The 14730-nt window shown below is 61.7% G+C and carries 19 protein-coding genes and 1 tRNA gene; 9 read left to right on the top strand and 11 right to left on the bottom strand.

Translation table 11 applies throughout. From position 1 onward, the window contains the following. The 3 genes from F3H96_RS30570 to F3H96_RS30565 form a co-directional block, all read left to right on the top strand. Positions 1 to 354 (top strand): hypothetical protein (locus F3H96_RS30570; protein WP_188131411.1); only part of this gene is annotated, 354 nt, incomplete at its 5' end. A 292-nt stretch (positions 355 to 646) separates the two neighbouring features. Continuing rightward, positions 647 to 838 carry a hypothetical protein gene (locus F3H96_RS15605; RefSeq protein WP_149802613.1) on the top strand — a complete coding sequence of 64 codons (192 nt, stop codon included), beginning with the start codon at positions 647 to 649 and terminating at the stop codon, positions 836 to 838. 201 nt (positions 839 to 1039) lie between these two features. Beyond that, complete coding sequence (locus F3H96_RS30565) at positions 1040 to 1198, top strand: hypothetical protein (protein WP_188131410.1); 159 nt, start codon at positions 1040 to 1042, stop codon at positions 1196 to 1198. A 347-nt stretch (positions 1199 to 1545) separates the two neighbouring features. Here F3H96_RS30565 and F3H96_RS30560 read toward each other — a convergent pair whose 3' ends face one another. Together F3H96_RS30560 and F3H96_RS15595 are read right to left on the bottom strand one after the other, a co-directional pair. Beyond that, complete coding sequence (locus F3H96_RS30560) at positions 1546 to 1704, bottom strand: hypothetical protein (protein ID WP_188131409.1); 159 nt, start codon at positions 1702 to 1704, stop codon at positions 1546 to 1548. A gap of 445 nt (positions 1705 to 2149) precedes the next feature. Continuing rightward, positions 2150 to 2380: a hypothetical protein gene (locus F3H96_RS15595; protein ID WP_348530063.1), complete on the bottom strand. Its 231-nt coding sequence runs from the start codon at positions 2378 to 2380 to the stop codon at positions 2150 to 2152. 201 nt (positions 2381 to 2581) lie between these two features. Here F3H96_RS15595 and F3H96_RS15590 point away from each other — a divergent pair, with 201 nt between their 5' ends. Then, a complete protein-coding gene (locus F3H96_RS15590; protein ID WP_149802612.1) occupies positions 2582 to 2863 on the top strand; it encodes a hypothetical protein in 282 nt (93 codons plus the stop codon). A 201-nt stretch (positions 2864 to 3064) separates the two neighbouring features. On the opposite strand, the gene F3H96_RS15585 is transcribed toward F3H96_RS15590, so the two are convergent. The 3 genes from F3H96_RS15585 to F3H96_RS30555 all read right to left on the bottom strand — a co-directional run bounded on the left by F3H96_RS15585 (position 3065) and on the right by F3H96_RS30555 (position 4806). Beyond that, positions 3065 to 3427, bottom strand: coding sequence for a hypothetical protein (locus F3H96_RS15585; RefSeq protein ID WP_149802611.1), 363 nt, complete (start codon positions 3425 to 3427; stop codon positions 3065 to 3067). A gap of 905 nt (positions 3428 to 4332) precedes the next feature. Continuing rightward, a tRNA-Leu gene (locus tag F3H96_RS15575) sits at positions 4333 to 4418 on the bottom strand. Positions 4419 to 4656: 238 nt separating this feature from the next. Then, entirely contained in the window at positions 4657 to 4806 is a 150-nt protein-coding gene (locus F3H96_RS30555) for a hypothetical protein (protein ID WP_188131408.1), read from the bottom strand. Positions 4807 to 5181: 375 nt separating this feature from the next. On the opposite strand from F3H96_RS30555, the gene F3H96_RS15570 reads away from it, so the two are divergent. Further along, positions 5182 to 5406, top strand: a complete 225-nt coding sequence (locus F3H96_RS15570; RefSeq protein ID WP_188131407.1) for a hypothetical protein — start codon at positions 5182 to 5184, stop codon at positions 5404 to 5406. 199 nt (positions 5407 to 5605) lie between these two features. Here the strand turns inward: F3H96_RS15570 and F3H96_RS15565 are convergent, their stop codons facing one another. Then, positions 5606 to 6271 carry an outer membrane protein gene (locus F3H96_RS15565; RefSeq protein ID WP_149802610.1) on the bottom strand — a complete coding sequence of 222 codons (666 nt, stop codon included), beginning with the start codon at positions 6269 to 6271 and terminating at the stop codon, positions 5606 to 5608. 91 nt (positions 6272 to 6362) lie between these two features. After that, the gene (locus F3H96_RS15560) at positions 6363 to 6575 is read right to left on the bottom strand and encodes a hypothetical protein (protein WP_149802609.1); all 213 of its coding nucleotides are present in this window, start codon (positions 6573 to 6575) and stop codon (positions 6363 to 6365) included. A 157-nt stretch (positions 6576 to 6732) separates the two neighbouring features. Between F3H96_RS15560 and ade the strand changes: the two genes are divergently transcribed. Next, positions 6733 to 8544 (top strand): adenine deaminase, encoded by a 1812-nt coding sequence (ade, locus tag F3H96_RS15555; protein ID WP_149802608.1) that lies wholly within the window; start codon positions 6733 to 6735, stop codon positions 8542 to 8544. 20 nt (positions 8545 to 8564) lie between these two features. Here ade and F3H96_RS15550 read toward each other — a convergent pair whose 3' ends face one another. Both F3H96_RS15550 and F3H96_RS15545 read right to left on the bottom strand, forming a co-directional pair. After that, positions 8565 to 9728: an alpha/beta hydrolase gene (locus F3H96_RS15550; RefSeq protein WP_149802607.1), complete on the bottom strand. Its 1164-nt coding sequence runs from the start codon at positions 9726 to 9728 to the stop codon at positions 8565 to 8567. A gap of 107 nt (positions 9729 to 9835) precedes the next feature. After that, a complete protein-coding gene (locus F3H96_RS15545; RefSeq protein ID WP_244620024.1) occupies positions 9836 to 10870 on the bottom strand; it encodes an alpha/beta hydrolase in 1035 nt (344 codons plus the stop codon). Between the two features lie 271 nt (positions 10871 to 11141). Here F3H96_RS15545 and ilvA point away from each other — a divergent pair, with 271 nt between their 5' ends. Both ilvA and F3H96_RS15535 read left to right on the top strand, forming a co-directional pair. After that, positions 11142 to 12398 carry a threonine ammonia-lyase IlvA gene (gene ilvA / locus F3H96_RS15540; protein WP_149802605.1) on the top strand — a complete coding sequence of 419 codons (1257 nt, stop codon included), beginning with the start codon at positions 11142 to 11144 and terminating at the stop codon, positions 12396 to 12398. Beyond that, complete coding sequence (locus F3H96_RS15535; RefSeq protein ID WP_149802604.1) at positions 12395 to 12952, top strand: DUF1697 domain-containing protein; 558 nt, start codon at positions 12395 to 12397, stop codon at positions 12950 to 12952. The genes ilvA and F3H96_RS15535 overlap by 4 nt, the downstream gene beginning before the upstream one ends. Before the next feature lie 52 nt (positions 12953 to 13004). On the opposite strand, the gene F3H96_RS15530 is transcribed toward F3H96_RS15535, so the two are convergent. Then, a complete protein-coding gene (locus F3H96_RS15530) occupies positions 13005 to 13292 on the bottom strand; it encodes a DUF2218 domain-containing protein (RefSeq protein WP_149802603.1) in 288 nt (95 codons plus the stop codon). A 123-nt stretch (positions 13293 to 13415) separates the two neighbouring features. Then, a complete protein-coding gene (gene gloA / locus F3H96_RS15525) occupies positions 13416 to 13856 on the bottom strand; it encodes a lactoylglutathione lyase (RefSeq protein ID WP_149802602.1) in 441 nt (146 codons plus the stop codon). A gap of 310 nt (positions 13857 to 14166) precedes the next feature. On the opposite strand from gloA, the gene F3H96_RS15520 reads away from it, so the two are divergent. Then, positions 14167 to 14709 carry a cold-shock protein gene (locus tag F3H96_RS15520; protein WP_188131405.1) on the top strand — a complete coding sequence of 181 codons (543 nt, stop codon included), beginning with the start codon at positions 14167 to 14169 and terminating at the stop codon, positions 14707 to 14709. The last annotated feature ends 21 nt before the right edge of the window (positions 14710 to 14730 follow it).

The raw sequence follows: 14730 nt of genomic DNA, 5'->3' as shown, positions 1-14730 counted from the left end.
TCCACTCCGGTGGCGGCCAAGTCCTACGGTCCGACTGATGGCAAAGAGATTTTTCCTGGCGTTCGCCTCGTCGAACGGGGGACACGAGACTCCCGTATCAAAGGGTACAACAAAATCGTCATGGAAGACGTCGTTTATCAGCCGAAGGGAACTAGCCCGCTGGGGGATGTGATGGCCGACGACATGGTCTGCACGGTCACTGAAGGCGAGCTGGAAGTTACGGCCGGCGATATGAAGTTCACGGCCAAGGAAGGCGACGTTTGGAGCTGCGGCAAGGGCAGTACGAAAGAGGCTGCTACGAACAACGGAACAGTGGTCGCAGTGATGCGCGTCATTAACCTGAAGGTCGCATAAGTCGCATGGCGGGGCTGGCGCTTGCCCAGGCCAAAAGCGACGCTAGACACCCTGTCCCTGATATACGGGAGCGGCCCGGCAAGCCAGCTCAGGCAAAGCGCCCGCCGGGCCGACCGGTGTAGCTGGGACCAGAGCAGCACCGGCTGGCTGAATTTGTATCAACACGCGCGAAGCCGAGACTTATGCAATATCGCAGCGTTCTCCTAAGCGAGGCGCGGCATGCTGGCACGGACTCCCCTCACCGAAGTCGAGATCGAGGGCGTCGGCACCTATAGGCTGCCGAACCAGTGGCATGGCAACTCAATGCATGGCGCTGGCGAGGGAACATGCCACGCATCGTGCGGAGCAAGGCAAAGGCTTGCGCCAGAGCGCGGTAGAGGCCAGCAGGAAACGCGCGCTGGTGGCTAAGGCACTGGCGATGGCAAAGGAGATCGGCGACAAGGTGCGCGTCGAGGAGATCACGCCGAAGGTGAAGAAGCCTTAGCTAGGTTAGGAGGAGGTGACCAAATGAGCCGACATGTCTTTGCCGTGCTAACCAATCCTGTCGAGGGACGCGAGGCCGAGTTCAACGCCTGGTACGATGATCGCCACGTGCATGACATATTAAAAGCTACCAGGGTTGGTTTCGGCCCAGCGCTTCCGGCTGAGCCCCGAACAAAGCACGGCGACGCCCTACCGATATCTGGTGATCTACGAGATCGAGACGAACGATCTGGCGGAGACCATTCGTGAGCTGAAGGCCAAGGATGGTACTGGCGAGATTCCGGCCACAGCGGCGCTGGCCAGTGGCGTGCTGGCGAGCTTCTTCGAACCTATCGGACCGTTGGTGGTGGCGCGCCGCTGATCGCTAGCATCCCCGACGCGCAGCGTCATTTCTTCCGCAGCCTAACCCCGGCGCCACCGCGGGCGGCGAGATCTGACCGGGATCGGGGCGAGGGCGCTTTTGGCGGTCTTCAACCTGTGGTTGCTCGTCTGGCATAATCGCATGGCCCGGGTATTTCTACCGGTTGCATGGGCGCCTGCCGAATTTGTCGGCTCCCGTTTACTACACGGAGAAGGTGCACTGGCGTAAGATTTTCGACGACGATCCGCGTTTCGCATTCTTCTCGACAAGCTGAAATCGAAGGCTTTCGTGGCCGGGCGGATGCCGTGGCTGGCCTTTCCGCCCGTGCTCTGGCTAGCGCTTGTGGCTTAACCAGCGATCACCATCCCCAGGCCGACGCCAAGGCCGATGGCGATGCCCAGGAAGAGCTTGCCGGCCATGTCGATGGCCCGAAGCGCGGACAGGTGCCAAAGGTCTGTGCGTGGCTCTCTGAGGGCAGCAGCGATGTCGTCGAAGATCGCCTCCATTCCCAGATTCTAGATCGAAACCGCGAATCTGTGAATCCCCCATCCTCTGGTGCGAAGACACCAGTTCTTAGCAACTGCTGAAAGAAGGACCGCCGGGCGAGGAACCCCAATCCTCAAGCCCGGCGAAGTTACTTCCTGATCCCCATCAGGAGTCCGGTGGAGGAGTACCGGCAATCTCTTAGATGCAAGGCGGATGCCAGCATTTTAGTCCCGAGGTGGGACAGCGAGTGCTCTATGTGTGCCGCCGCCGACCGTTCAGCTATCCATTTCCAGCAGCTATTTCCAGCAGCTCATGCGCCGGCTGCTCATGCCACATGACTTGCCGCAGGTCGCGCCGGTCAACCGTCTGGCCGCACACCGGGCACCTGTGGAAATGGTCGCTCGTCGTCGGGCTGTTTCCCACGCAGACGGCCGATGATCGGCGGTCCTAGATCAGAAAGCTTGGTCATGTCGCCTTGTCCACCAGCGGTCTCTTCCGCGTCGGCGGCGCATAGGCGGTCATCAACCGTAACGTGTCCATGTTCACGGTAACGGGGACTCCGAGGTTCACTGTCACCAGCTCGCCGTCGACATGAGTGACGTTGCCAATAAGCTCCACCGGCTGGCCTTTCTTCACCTTGGAAGTCCGGTCGATGATCGAATGCGGGAAGCCGTAAGACGGGATCGAGACGCTCACGCGGTCCTCGGTAACGCCGCACGGTCGCGGTGATGGCGACCTCAACGCCTGTCTTGATACTGCCCTTCGCCATTTCCATGACTCTGGGGCGGTTCGGTTGGTAGTCAAGCCGTAGCTAATATATGCGCAAGGCGCTGGAACCGAGTTCGGTGGGTCCTCGTTTTTTCGGAAGGAGGACCTAACCACGGAGGAATCGTCAAAATGAACATCAAGATGCTTACAATGGGCGCAATTGCGTTTGCGATGATGACAGGCTCAGCACTCACCGGTGGCAACACATCCGCACTCGACGATCCGGCAAAGATGTCGCCGTTTTTCACCGATGCCGGCATGAAAACGATGAAGTCCGAGGCTGACTTCAAGGCGGCCTGGACGGCCATGAAACCCGATGAACAGAAGGCTGTATTGAAGGACTGCGGCGACGCCACACTCAACAAGTCGCACGCAGACTTCTGCGCAATGGCGAAGAAGATGGGCGGCTGAACCTAGGCCGAAGGCGGACTCGATGCCCGCCTCGACCTGCGGCCGGCGCCGATTCGGTGGAATGTCTGCCTTGATATGCGCCGGCCAAAGCGATGCGAATCTTAACCGGGCTGGCCGGTGCAACTTCGGAGGGGGTCCTTACACCACACCGGCCAATGCGCGCTTCCTGTGGTCCGCGTCCTTCTGGCTTAAATCCGCACTCTATTCGTTTCGGCTGGCCTGCCCCCGGTCTGACTCTGGCAGGATATTGTCGCCCACTAGACGGTCAGCGGGCGATAGTTCTGGCGGAGTGAAATGGCCGGTAGCGCCGATCTCACCCAGCCAATCCTCATAGCCAGTGTTCATTTTTGCAGTGAGTTGATCCGGCTGATCGATCCCGGATTCAAACAGACTCATGAGCCGCCGGCCGAAATGTTCCTTTGCAGCATGGCCGTCGGGGATTCCTGCCTCGCTACAATAGTCATTGAGAACCTTTGTGAGCATTGCAAGTTGCTGTGGATCCGCAGAGCCATCGTAAAACATCGCTTTTTCCTCGTGGGGCGAAAGCGTGATCGACTCTTCCAAGCGCCAACGCCCGTTCAGTTGGTCAGCGACATCCCTTCTGTACGCTTTAGTAGCGGATTAGCGAGTCAAATCGGGCGTGGAGAGCGGGAGTTGGAATATATCTTTCAACCGACGGAACGTTTGTACCTGCCCCGGTGTTATCACCATGATCCCCGCATAGGGATCATAAAGGGCCTTGTCCCCTCTTGGCCCGTTTGAGTCCGCTGTCTCTCGGAAGTGTCCAGCTGCGAAACCTTTGCGCTTTTGGAGCCGTCGACAGCGGACCCGACGCATTTTCAGTGATCGCCAGCATCGCGTTGCGTCATTTCTTCCTGAGCCTCACCCCGGCGCCGCCGCCATTCTCGGGAATGAACTCGACGCCGGCCGCTTCGAGGGCTGACTGTCTGGGGCACCGTGCCAGGTAGACCCCCGGCGAGAGCCCGTCGCCCGCTGCCGGCTTGATGGGCTCTCATTTACCTCAGAAAAAACCCGTCGACCTGGCTTGCCGACCGAGTACCGATGAGGAATATAATCCTCCCGGTGCGGCGACCCACTTGTGTCGCTCTGAACGGCGGAAAAGTTTTCCGCTGCACTGGCCCGCTGCCTCAAGGTGGCGGGCTTTGTCCTGTGGCAGAAAAGTCACGCAACTGGAATAGCGAGCGGATTCAACCGATGCGCGCTTATTCTCCAGCTAAACGAGGCGTACCGTCTTTGCCGTCGAGGGGCAAAACGGGGGCCACTGGAGCGCTCGCTGCGGCAAACGTAGCGGGCGCTTCCCATTAGCGCGATGGCGATCCCCACGCTTCAACATCGGCTTCCTCCCGGGGCTTTCTCGTGTCTCGGCTACCCCTACGGCTACCCACGTCAACTTTTACTAGGGTAGCCACAACGCAAGGTAAGAGGCAAATTATCTAGCGATTTCAATGTGGTGCGGACGACGGGAATCGAACCCGTACGATCAGAGATCGAGGGATTTTAAGTCCCTTGCGTCTACCAATTCCGCCACGTCCGCGCGCCGCGATTACAAGCATTTAGGTCGAAATAGGTCCAGCCGTGTCAGCGGGTTTGGCACCAAATTCGCACAGAAAGGCTGGTTTTGCTCTTCCGCCTGTCGTGATCGCAGCTTCAATCGCCGCCGCTATCGTTTGAAGAGATAGGCGTGCCTGTGTGACCACGAGTGTGGCATGGCTCAGACGGCGGCCAATTGCAACATCAGTCCGGCGCGACGATCCGTGCAGCCCTGTGCCTGGTTAATTCCAAGTGACCCTGACCAGGCCCTGGAAGTTCTCGACCTGGTCAACTGTCTTCATCAGCGCAATTCTATATGCGCCCTTGTTGGCCAAACCGTCCCAGACAAAGAATACGGCCACTGCGGCAACGATCAGAAGGATCGGTCGCATTGGAACCTCCCTCAAAGTCCCCATACCGCGAGGCTATTATGATCCTGTCGAGCCTGTAATACAAGCTATCGCTAATATATTGTTCGACGCAGCCCAACTGGGCGACATCCCAGGCTGCCAGGGACCTCTTCATCGGCGCACCCGTCTCGAAGGTCCCACGTCCTTGGCGCAAGGACGTACGGGAAGCGTCTGTCGTGTATCCGTCGGTCAGATCCGACCGTGGGTACGGACTTAATATTAGCAATATTTAAAATGCCAGTTTCTCCAAACCGATCTCGTTAGCGCTTTTCTGCAAGCATCGGACCGGCTTTGATGGTGGAATCCATGCGAGGGCCAGGCTGGATCAGGGGGTTGCGGGAGGCGGAGACGCGGCAGTTGCGCCGCGATATCGATCGGCTCGAACTCGATCTGATCAAGGCCGCCAATTCGAAGGCCAAATGGGACCTGCACGAGATTGCGCACACGCTGCGCTGGCAAAAAGCACGGCTTCAGCGGCTGGAGGAGTGCCTCGCGGCGATGCCGGAGGGAAAGACGGCTTTGACCGATCCTGACCGAGAGGGTGGCGGGCGTATCCGCCATGTCCGGCCCAGGCAGGGATAGGGCGGGTTGGAAAGGGGCGCGAAATTACGGCTCCTCACGGTAACGCTAGGGTTCGTCGCGTGGCGGATCGATCCGCCGAGGCCGGCGTCTATCAGGCCCCTACCCATTCCCCGCCCCCTGCGGGCGCCGGCCGCCTGATTTCCAAGTGATGATAGTGCGGCACGAGAGTGGCGCCGCGGCAATCACAACGGGCCAACCCTCAGAATTTATAGCTGAAATTCACGCCGAGCGTCTGCAGTTTCACGTCCTGGTCGCGGTCGGTGAAGGTGTCTGGAGCATCGAAATGCTCCTTGCCGAAATCGTAATAGCGATACTGCGCGCCGACGACGACATTGTTGGTCACCGCGTAATCGACGCCGGCGCCGAGCGTCCAGCCGGTACTGGTGCGGGTTCGGGCAAAGGCCGCGCCCGCCGCCTGCGAGGTCTCGATGCCGGCGAAAGCGACGCCGCCGATGCCATAGAGCAGCAAACGATCCATGGCGTAGCCGGCCCTGGCATTGACGGATCCGAACCACTTGATGTCGGTGCCGAAAGTGTTCGCCGGGCCGGCGTCGGCGGTACCGTCGATCGAGGCATAGTTGAGATCGGCCTCAGCGCCGAGCACAGCCTGGTCGAACTGCCAAAGGCCGGCCACGTGGCCGCCGACGAAACCGCCATCGACGTCGGGCTTGACCGAAAACGGACCGCCGTCGTTGCCGGTGATGTCGGACCGGCCCCAACCGTAGCCGGCCTGCATGCCGGCATAATAGCCGGTCCAGTCGAATCCAGGCGCGGTCATTGGCAGGGCGCTGCCCATGTCCGCTGCCCAGGCAGACCCGGACAGCAGGGCGAGAAAGCCGGCACTGGCAAGCGCCAAACGACGCATCGGGCACTCCGAAATCGCGGTTCCGAAAGTCTCCTTGGCGCAACCTAGCCTTATTCGAAATAAAACGAAATTGTATTCCTGCAACAGTGGTTTACGTTGATGGATTGCGGACATGATCTTCCAGATCGCGCTGTTTCTCCTCCGGCGAGGCCAGCCGGCCGAAAGCGTCGTCTGCAAGGAACGAGCCGGCGATGAAGATGGCGATTGGCGAGGCCCATGCCCAGAACGAATGCAAAGTGAAGAAGGCCAGGCCGGCGCAACATGCCGACAGCGCGAAAATTGCGAACCGGATCGTTTGCGCCATCTCTTCCGCGCCCCGAACGGCGGCCTGAACCTCAAGTCTAGTGCATGTCGCCCAAAAGCGTGGAGTCGAGAATCGGTCCTGCCTTAAAAACAATCCAGTCTTGCCAACTGGTCAAAACCGCGCCCGCTTGGCACAGTCGGGCAAACAGGAGTTCTTCATGGCGAGCCACACCAGTCCGACGAAACCCAGGCCCTGGACGCAAGTGGCGACCCATCTGGTCGACGTGGCGATGGGACGAAAGCCAGCCGATCTGGTTATCCGCAACGGGCGCTGGGTGAATGTCCATTCGGGCGAGATCATCCCGGGCACCGACATCGCGATCGCCGCCGGCCGCTTTGCCTATTGCGGGCCGAATGCCGGCCACGCCATCGGCCGGGGAACGAAGGTTGTCGATGCCGGCGGGCGCTATCTGGTGCCCGGCCTCTGCGACGCGCACATGCATGTCGAGAGCGGCATGGTGACGGTGACGGAGTTCTGCCGCGCGGTGATCCCGCACGGCACGACCTCGATGTTCATCGATCCGCACGAGATCGCCAATGTGCTCGGCCTGCCGGGCGTGCGCCTGATGCATGACGAAGCGGTCGCGATGCCGATCAACGTGCATGTGCAGATGCCGTCCTGCGTGCCGTCGGCGCCGGGGCTTGAGCATGCCGGCGCCGAGTTGACGGTGGCCGACGTGACCGAGGCGATGACCTGGGAAAACATCATCGGGCTTGGCGAGGTGATGAATTTTCCGGGCGTCGCCGCCAACAATCCGGTGATGTCGGGCGAAATCGCCGAGACGGTCAAGGCCGGCAAGACGGTCGGCGGGCATTATGCGTCGCCCGATCTCGGCCTGCCGTTCCACGGCTACGTCGCGGGCGGTGCGGAGGACGACCATGAAGGCACGCGCGCCGAGGACGCGATCGCGCGCGTGCGCCAGGGCATGAAGGCGATGCTGAGGCTGGGTTCCGCCTGGTACGACGTCGCGGCGCAGATCAAGGCGGTGACCGAGGGCGGTATCGACCCGCGCAATTTCATTCTGTGCACCGACGACAGCCATTCCGGCACGCTTGTGCATGAAGGCCACATGGACCGAGTGGTGCGGCATGCCATCAGCCAGGGCCTGAAGCCGGTGACGGCGATCCAGATGGCGACGCTGAACACGGCCCAGCATTTCAGGCTGGAGCGCGAGATTGGCTCGATCGCGCCGGGACGGCTGGCTGATCTGCTGATCGTTTCCGATCTCGCCCAGATGGCCATAGACGAGGTCTATGGCCGCGGCGTGAGGCTGGCGAAGTCCGGCAAGCTCGAGATTGACATCGCACCCTATGACTATCCGCAATCCGCGAAGAACACCGTCAAACTCGGCAAGAAGCTCGCGGCCAGGGACTTCGACATTGCGGCGCCGCAGGGCGCCAACGAGGTGCGGGCGCGGGTGATCGGCGTGATCGAGAACCAGGCGCCGACGCGGGCGCTGGAGGCCGATCTGCAGGTCGAGGACGGGCTGGTCGCCATGGATCGCCGCAACGACATCTGCCAGATCGCCCTGGTGGAGCGGCATCGCGGCACGGGCGGCGTCACCAACGCTTTCGTCTCCGGCTTCGGCTATATGAAAGACTGCGCGATGGCCTCGAGCGTGGCGCATGACGCGCACCACATCATCGTCGTCGGCACCAACAAGCAAGACATGGCCTTGGCCGTCAACCGGCTGGGCGAGGTGGGCGGCGGCGTCGTGCTCTATTCCAAGGGCAAGGAACTGGCGCTGGTCGAGATGCCGATCGCCGGCCTGATGTCCGACGAACGCGCCGAGATCGTGGCAGCGAAAGCCGAGCAACTGACGGAGGCGATGCGCAAGGTCGGCTGCTCGCTCAACAACGCCTATATGCAGCATTCGCTGCTGGCGTTGGTGGTCATTCCGGAGCTCAGAATCTCAGACGTCGGCCTGGTCGACGTGACGACATTCCGGAAGGTCGATCTTTTCATCTGAACCAGGGCGGCGGGTGCCGGCTACCCACCCGTGGCGACCGTCAGCACCTTGAACGGCGTCGTGATGATGACCTCGGCGACCGAACCCACCGCCTTGCCGAGGCCCTGGCCGATGTTGTTCAACTGCGCCGGGTCGGGCTCATCGGATGCCAGGCCGGCAGGGGTGCGCAGGCGGTTGCCGAGCAACTGCACCAGGATCGGATTGTCCGCGAACTTGGCATGGTTCAGGCTGTCGCCGCCCTTGGCCTGGCTGAGGTCGACCACGGCGACTCCGTAGCTCGCAAGGTCGGCCGCGTTGCCGTAGTCGCCGACGCGTGGCTTGTCGCCTGAGATCAGCGACGAAAGCTTGAGGGCCCGATCATCGGCGGAAAGCAGGACGGCAAATGGCTTGTCGGGCTTGCCGTAGCGGATCATCTGCTTCTTGAAGATATCGACGTCGATGTCTGGCGAAGCCAGGATGACATAGCCGATCTTGCCCCCGAGATCGCGGTCGCCGGTGATGGCGAGCTGGCGCAACGCCTCCATCGTCAGCCAGGTTCCCATCGAATGGGCGACGATGTCGATGCTCTTGACCCGGGTCTTGGCGAGCATGCGCAGGGTCGCTTCGAGGTCGTCGCGCGCGGCGGTCGAGCTGTCCTTGTCGTAGATATAACCGGTCGTCTTGCCACGCGACGCCCACGAGAACAGCACCGGCGTGCCCGGATATTTGGTGTCGTGCGCGATCTGCGTCAGCCGGTAGACGCCGTCATCGAAGCCGTTGTTGAAGCCGTGCACGAAGACCAGGGCGCGGTCGCCGCGCATGGAAATGTCGGCGCCGACCGCCTTGGCGAATTGCGAAGCGTCCTTGTAATGAACGACATCGGTCGCGGTGAACTGCTTGGCCGGGTTGCTGTCGGCGGAACCCTTGGCGCGCTCGATGGCGCCGACCTGATGCACCTTGGGAACGGTGACGTCGACACGGGCGTAGCTGGTGGTCAGCGAACGATCGCCGTCGAACACCTGTCGCGGGTCCTTGGTCGCTGGCTGGCGGGTGGTGGCGACGAAGATTTCGTGCGTGGCGGCAATGTCGGAGGCAGGCACGGTAACCGCCTTACGGTTGAGAAGGTCATGCGCGTTCTGGCCGGCGCAGCCGCTGATGGCGAGCGCAAACGCAAGGCCAAGCACGATCTCGACACGTACGATCACCCGCGATCCCCCAAAGGGCGGCAAGCCTCTCTTGCTCTTCCGATAAAGCCAGAGAGCTGCCGGGTCCAGTTCAAAGTCGATACGAGGCGCAAACAGCGCGGATGCGGTTACTGCGTGGCCAACTGGCCGATGCGGTCGGTCACGTCGCGATCGCTGGCAAAGCCATCGTCCTCGCGCAGACGCTGGCCGATCATCTTCACCAATTCAGGGTTGTCGGCGAACTTGGTGTGGTTGAAGCTGTCGCTGCCCTTGATCTTGGAAAGGTCGACCACCGTCACGCCGTAGGTGGCAAGGTCGGCGGCATCCCGGTAATCACCGACGCGCGGCCGCGAGCCGGCGATCAGGCCCGAGAGCCGCAGCGCCCGGTCGTCGTCCGACAAGAGCAGGATGAAGGGCTTGTCGGGCTTGCCGTAGCGGCGCATCTGGCTCTTGAAGACGTCGACATCGATGTCGGGCGAGGCGAGCACCACATCGCCGAGCTTGCCGCTCAGATCGCGGTCGCCGGTGATGGCGAGCTGGCGCAGCGTCTCCATCGTCACCCACGTTCCCATCGAGTGGGCGACGATATCGATGCGCCGCGCGCCGGTCTGCGCCAGCATGCGCAGGGTCACTTCCAGCTGATCGCGGGCGGCGGCGGCACTTTCCTTGTCATAGACATAGTCGGTGGTCTTGGCGCCGGAAGCCCAGGAGAACAGCACCGGTGTGCCGGGATAGCCTGAATCGTGCACGATCTGGGTCAGCCGGTAGACGGCATCGTCGAAGCCGGTGTTGTAGCCATGAACGAAGACCATGACGCGGCCGCCGCGGGCATCGATGTCGGCATTGAGGGCGTTGGCGAATTTCGGCTGCGTGTCGTAGCCGACCACTTCGGAGGCCATGAAATACTTCGTCGGGTCGTCCGACTTGCCGCGCGAACGGCGCTCGATCTGGCCGGTCTGATGAACCGGCGGCACCGTGACGTTGACGCGGGCGTAGTTGAGCGTCGCCGAGCGCTCGCCGTCAAAGACCTTGTTCGGGTCGTCGGAGCGCTTGCGCGTGGTGGCGATGAAGATCGAGTGATTGCCGGCGATCTCGGTCGCCTGCGTCGGCACGACGACGCTGCCCAAAATTTCCTGGGTCTGGTGGCCCGCGCAGCCCGCCATCAGCAGGGAAAGGGCTATGATCAGAATCGTCTTCAAATACACGTCGACACTTCCACTCCGGCCACGATTGGCCATCCACCTCCGCGAACCCTCCCGGACAGGCGAAGTGCGGCTAAAGTAAGTCGTGTCCAGCGGAAACCGGTTCGGCTCAGGACCCGTGGCCATCCTACTGTTGCGCAAAAGCCAAAACGGCGTCAGGAAGGCTGATCATCGAGGGAGCCGCGTCGGCATGGGCGCGGCCTCGATGCGCAAACGAAATGAGGGACTTGCAGTGACCAGCTTCTCCGCCCGGGTTGCCACAGCCGCTGAGGCGATCCGCGGGATTTTTCCGGAAACGCCGCTGCAGGAGAACGACTATCTGTCGAAAAAGACCGGCGCCCGGGTGCTGCTGAAGCGCGAAGACCTGACGCCGGTGCGCTCCTACAAGATCAGGGGCGCGTTCAATTTCTTTCGCAAGGCGCTCGCCGCGGGCAACAATGCCGAGCTGTTCGTCTGCGCGTCGGCCGGCAATCATGCGCAGGGCTTTGCCTTCGTCTGCCGCCATTTCGGCAAAAAGGGCGTCGTCTTCATGCCGGTGACGACGCCGCAGCAGAAGATCGACAAGACACGGCTGTTCGGCGGCGATTTCGTCGAGATCAGGCTGGTCGGCGACTTCTTTGACGATTGCTATCGCGCCGCCTTCGAATTCACCGAGAGTGCCGGCGCGCACATGGTGCCGCCCTTCGATCACAAGGACATCATCGAGGGCCAAGCGACGGTTGCCTATGAAATCGCCGCCCAGATGCCCGGCGGGCGCATGCCCGACATCGTCATGCTGCCGGTCGGGGGCGGAGGCCTCGCAGCCGGCGTGACCCACTATTTCGCCGAACAGCATCGCGACGCGCGTTTCGTATTCTGCGAGCCGGCGGGCGCGCCGAGCCTCAGCGAGAGCCTAGCCAGCGGCAAACGGGTCAGGCTCGCCAAGGTCGACAATTTCGTCGACGGCGCCGCGGTGGCCGAGATCGGCCGCGAGCCGTTGCGCCATCTCAAGGATTTCACCGCCGATGCCGTCCGGCTGGTGCCGGAGAACCGCCTTTGCGCCACCATGATCGAGATGCTCAATGTCGAGGGCGTCGTGCTGGAGCCGGCCGGCGCGCTGGCGATCGACGCGCTCAAGGATTTTTCGCGCAAGGAGATCAGAGGCAAGACCGTGGTGGCGGTGGTTTCCGGCGGCAATTTCGACTTCGAGCGGCTGCCGGACGTGAAGGAGAGGGCGCTGCGCTTCGAGGGGCTGAAGAAGTATTTCATCATCCGCTTCCCGCAGCGCCCGGGCGCGCTGCGCGATTTCCTCGAAATGCTCGGTCCCGACGACGACATCGCCCGCTTCGAATACCTCAAGAAATCGGCGCGCAACTTCGGTTCGGTGCTGATCGGCATCGAAACCAAGGACCGGCGCAACTTCGACCTGTTGAAAGCCAATTTCGACGCCGAGGGCGTGCAGTATCAGGACATCACCGACAACGAAACGCTGGCGGGGTTCATCATATGAGCGCAAAAAACAAGGTCTTCGTCGCGCTGTTTTCCGGCATCAATGTCGGCGGCAACCGCACCGTCAAGATGGCGGAGCTCAAAGCGTTCTTCGAGAGCCTCGGCTTCACCGATGTCGCAACCTATGTGCAGAGCGGCAATGTCGTTTTCCGGGCCAAGCAAGAGGATACGGCGGCGCTGACCAAGGAGATCGAGGCAGCCTTCGAGAAAAAGTGGGGCTTCAACTCGCGCATCATCGTGCGCGACGCCGGATGGTTCGAGCGGCTGGTTAGGGACAATCCCTATCCGGAAGTCGCCGGCGAACCGACCAAGCTGCACGCCTATGCTCTGGAGCGCGAGCCGACCGCCGAGGAGACCAAGCGGCTCGCGGACAAATGCACCGGCCCCGAGAGCTTCGAGATCAAGGGCGACGTGCTGTACCTTCACGCGCCGGACGGGCTCGGCAAGTCGGTGTTCGCCAATCTCATTCCGCGGACGCTGAAGGTGCCGGGCACGGCGCGCAACTGGCGCAGCGTGCTGGCGCTGCTCGAAATGGCCGGCAAAGCCAGTGCCTGATGGCTAAATATTTGTTTTTACGCAATTTCGGACGGAAAACCGCTGCGCGGGCTCAGTTGGCCTTTTGCCAGTCGAAGCTCAATTCCTCGCGGAAGGCGAAGCGTTTGATATGGTCGGCGACCACTGTCTCCAGCCGCTCCAGCGAAGCTTCATCGTCGGCGGCCAAAGCGATGTGCAGGGCCTTGTCGTCGGCCTCCATGACGGTGCGGCCGATCGACAGCTGGATGGCGCCATGCCGCGGGTCGAATTCGACCGGGAACTTGTGCGACCAGTGTTTGCAAAGCTGTTGCAGGTAGCGGCTGGCATGTTCGGTGGCGACATCGGCGCGGCTGGTCAGCATCAAATTCTCCTGGCGGATGACGAACGCCAGCCCGGATGAGGCTGGCGCCGATCGCAGATAGATAGGCGACGCCTGGCGAAACGCCAGCGGCCACCGCCAAATCGGGTGGGATCGCCGGTTCCCTTACCAGGCACCAGTGTTGGGCATCGAGGCCCACGGTTCGGCCTTTGGCTTGGCGGGACCTTTCTGCAGAAGCTCGATCGAGATCCCGTCCGGCGAGCGGATAAAGGCCATGTTGCCGTCGCGCGGCGGACGATTGATGGTCACGCCATTGTCCATCAGCTTCCGGCAGGTGGCGTAGATGTCGTCGACCTCATAGGCGAGGTGGCCGAAATTGCGGCCGCCCTTATAGTCTTCCGGGTCCCAATTGTAGGTCAGCTCGACCAGCGGCGCCTTTTCTTTGATGGCGCTCTGCTCGTCTTCCGGCGCGGCGAGGAAGATCAGCGTGTAGCGGCCCTGCTCGTTTTCGTAGCGGCGCACTTCCTTCAGGCCGAGCTTTTTGCAGTAGAAATCGAGCGACTGGTCGATATCGGCGACGCGGACCATTGTGTGCAGATAGCGCATGGCGGTTCCTCAAAGTGTTGGGGATGCGGCGCACCATAAGAGCCGCCCGGCGAAAGGGCAATCATCCGACAATAGAGGCGGCGCGCTCGATTCGAGGGCTGCCTTTTTGGCCACCGGAAGCGCCGGCAAACGACATTTCAGCCTTTCCGGTGCTCAACGGTGAAAAAAGGCACGTCAGCCCTTGCACACCCCGGAAGCCGCAGTGTTAATCTCTTGCCAAGAATCAGTTGTGGTCTGGTTAGAAAAAGGGGGCATTCTTATGGGGGAAAAAGCCTCTTTCGCGAGGCGGGACGAAAGCCTTGACGACGTCATGAAGCGGGACAATGGCGGCGACTCCGCCGAGCTTGTCGAAATCGCCGGCGCCATCAAATGGTTCGACGTGGCCAAGGGCTATGGTTTCATTCTTCCGGACGATGGCGTCTCGGGTGATATCCTCCTTCATGTGACTTGCCTCCGAAAGGACGGTTTCCAGACCGCGCTCGAAGGCGCGCGGGTCGTCTGCCTGGTCAAGCAGGGCGAGCGCGGGCTGCAGGCTTTCCGGGTGCTTTCCATGGACGCCTCGACGGCCGTCCATCCGGCGGAGCAGGAACAGCGCACCCACGTCACCGTGACCCCGGAGAGCGGCCTCGAACGCGCGCTGGTCAAGTGGTTCAACCGCACCAAGGGTTTTGGCTTCCTGACGAGGGGCGAGGGGACCGAAGATATCTTCGTCCATATGGAGACCCTGCGGCGCTACGGCATAACCGAGCTCAGGCCCGGCCAGGTCGTGCTCGTCCGCTTCGGGCGCGGCGACAAAGGCCTTATGGCGGCCGAAATCCATCCCGATGTGGGCACTTTGTCGGTCTCACACTAAGGGCCTCTCGAAACGAGATCT

It is taken from the genome of Mesorhizobium sp. NFR06, assembly GCF_900115245.1.
Taxonomy (GTDB): Bacteria; Pseudomonadota; Alphaproteobacteria; order Rhizobiales; family Rhizobiaceae; genus Mesorhizobium.
This window is presented reverse-complemented; position numbering and strand designations above follow the sequence as displayed.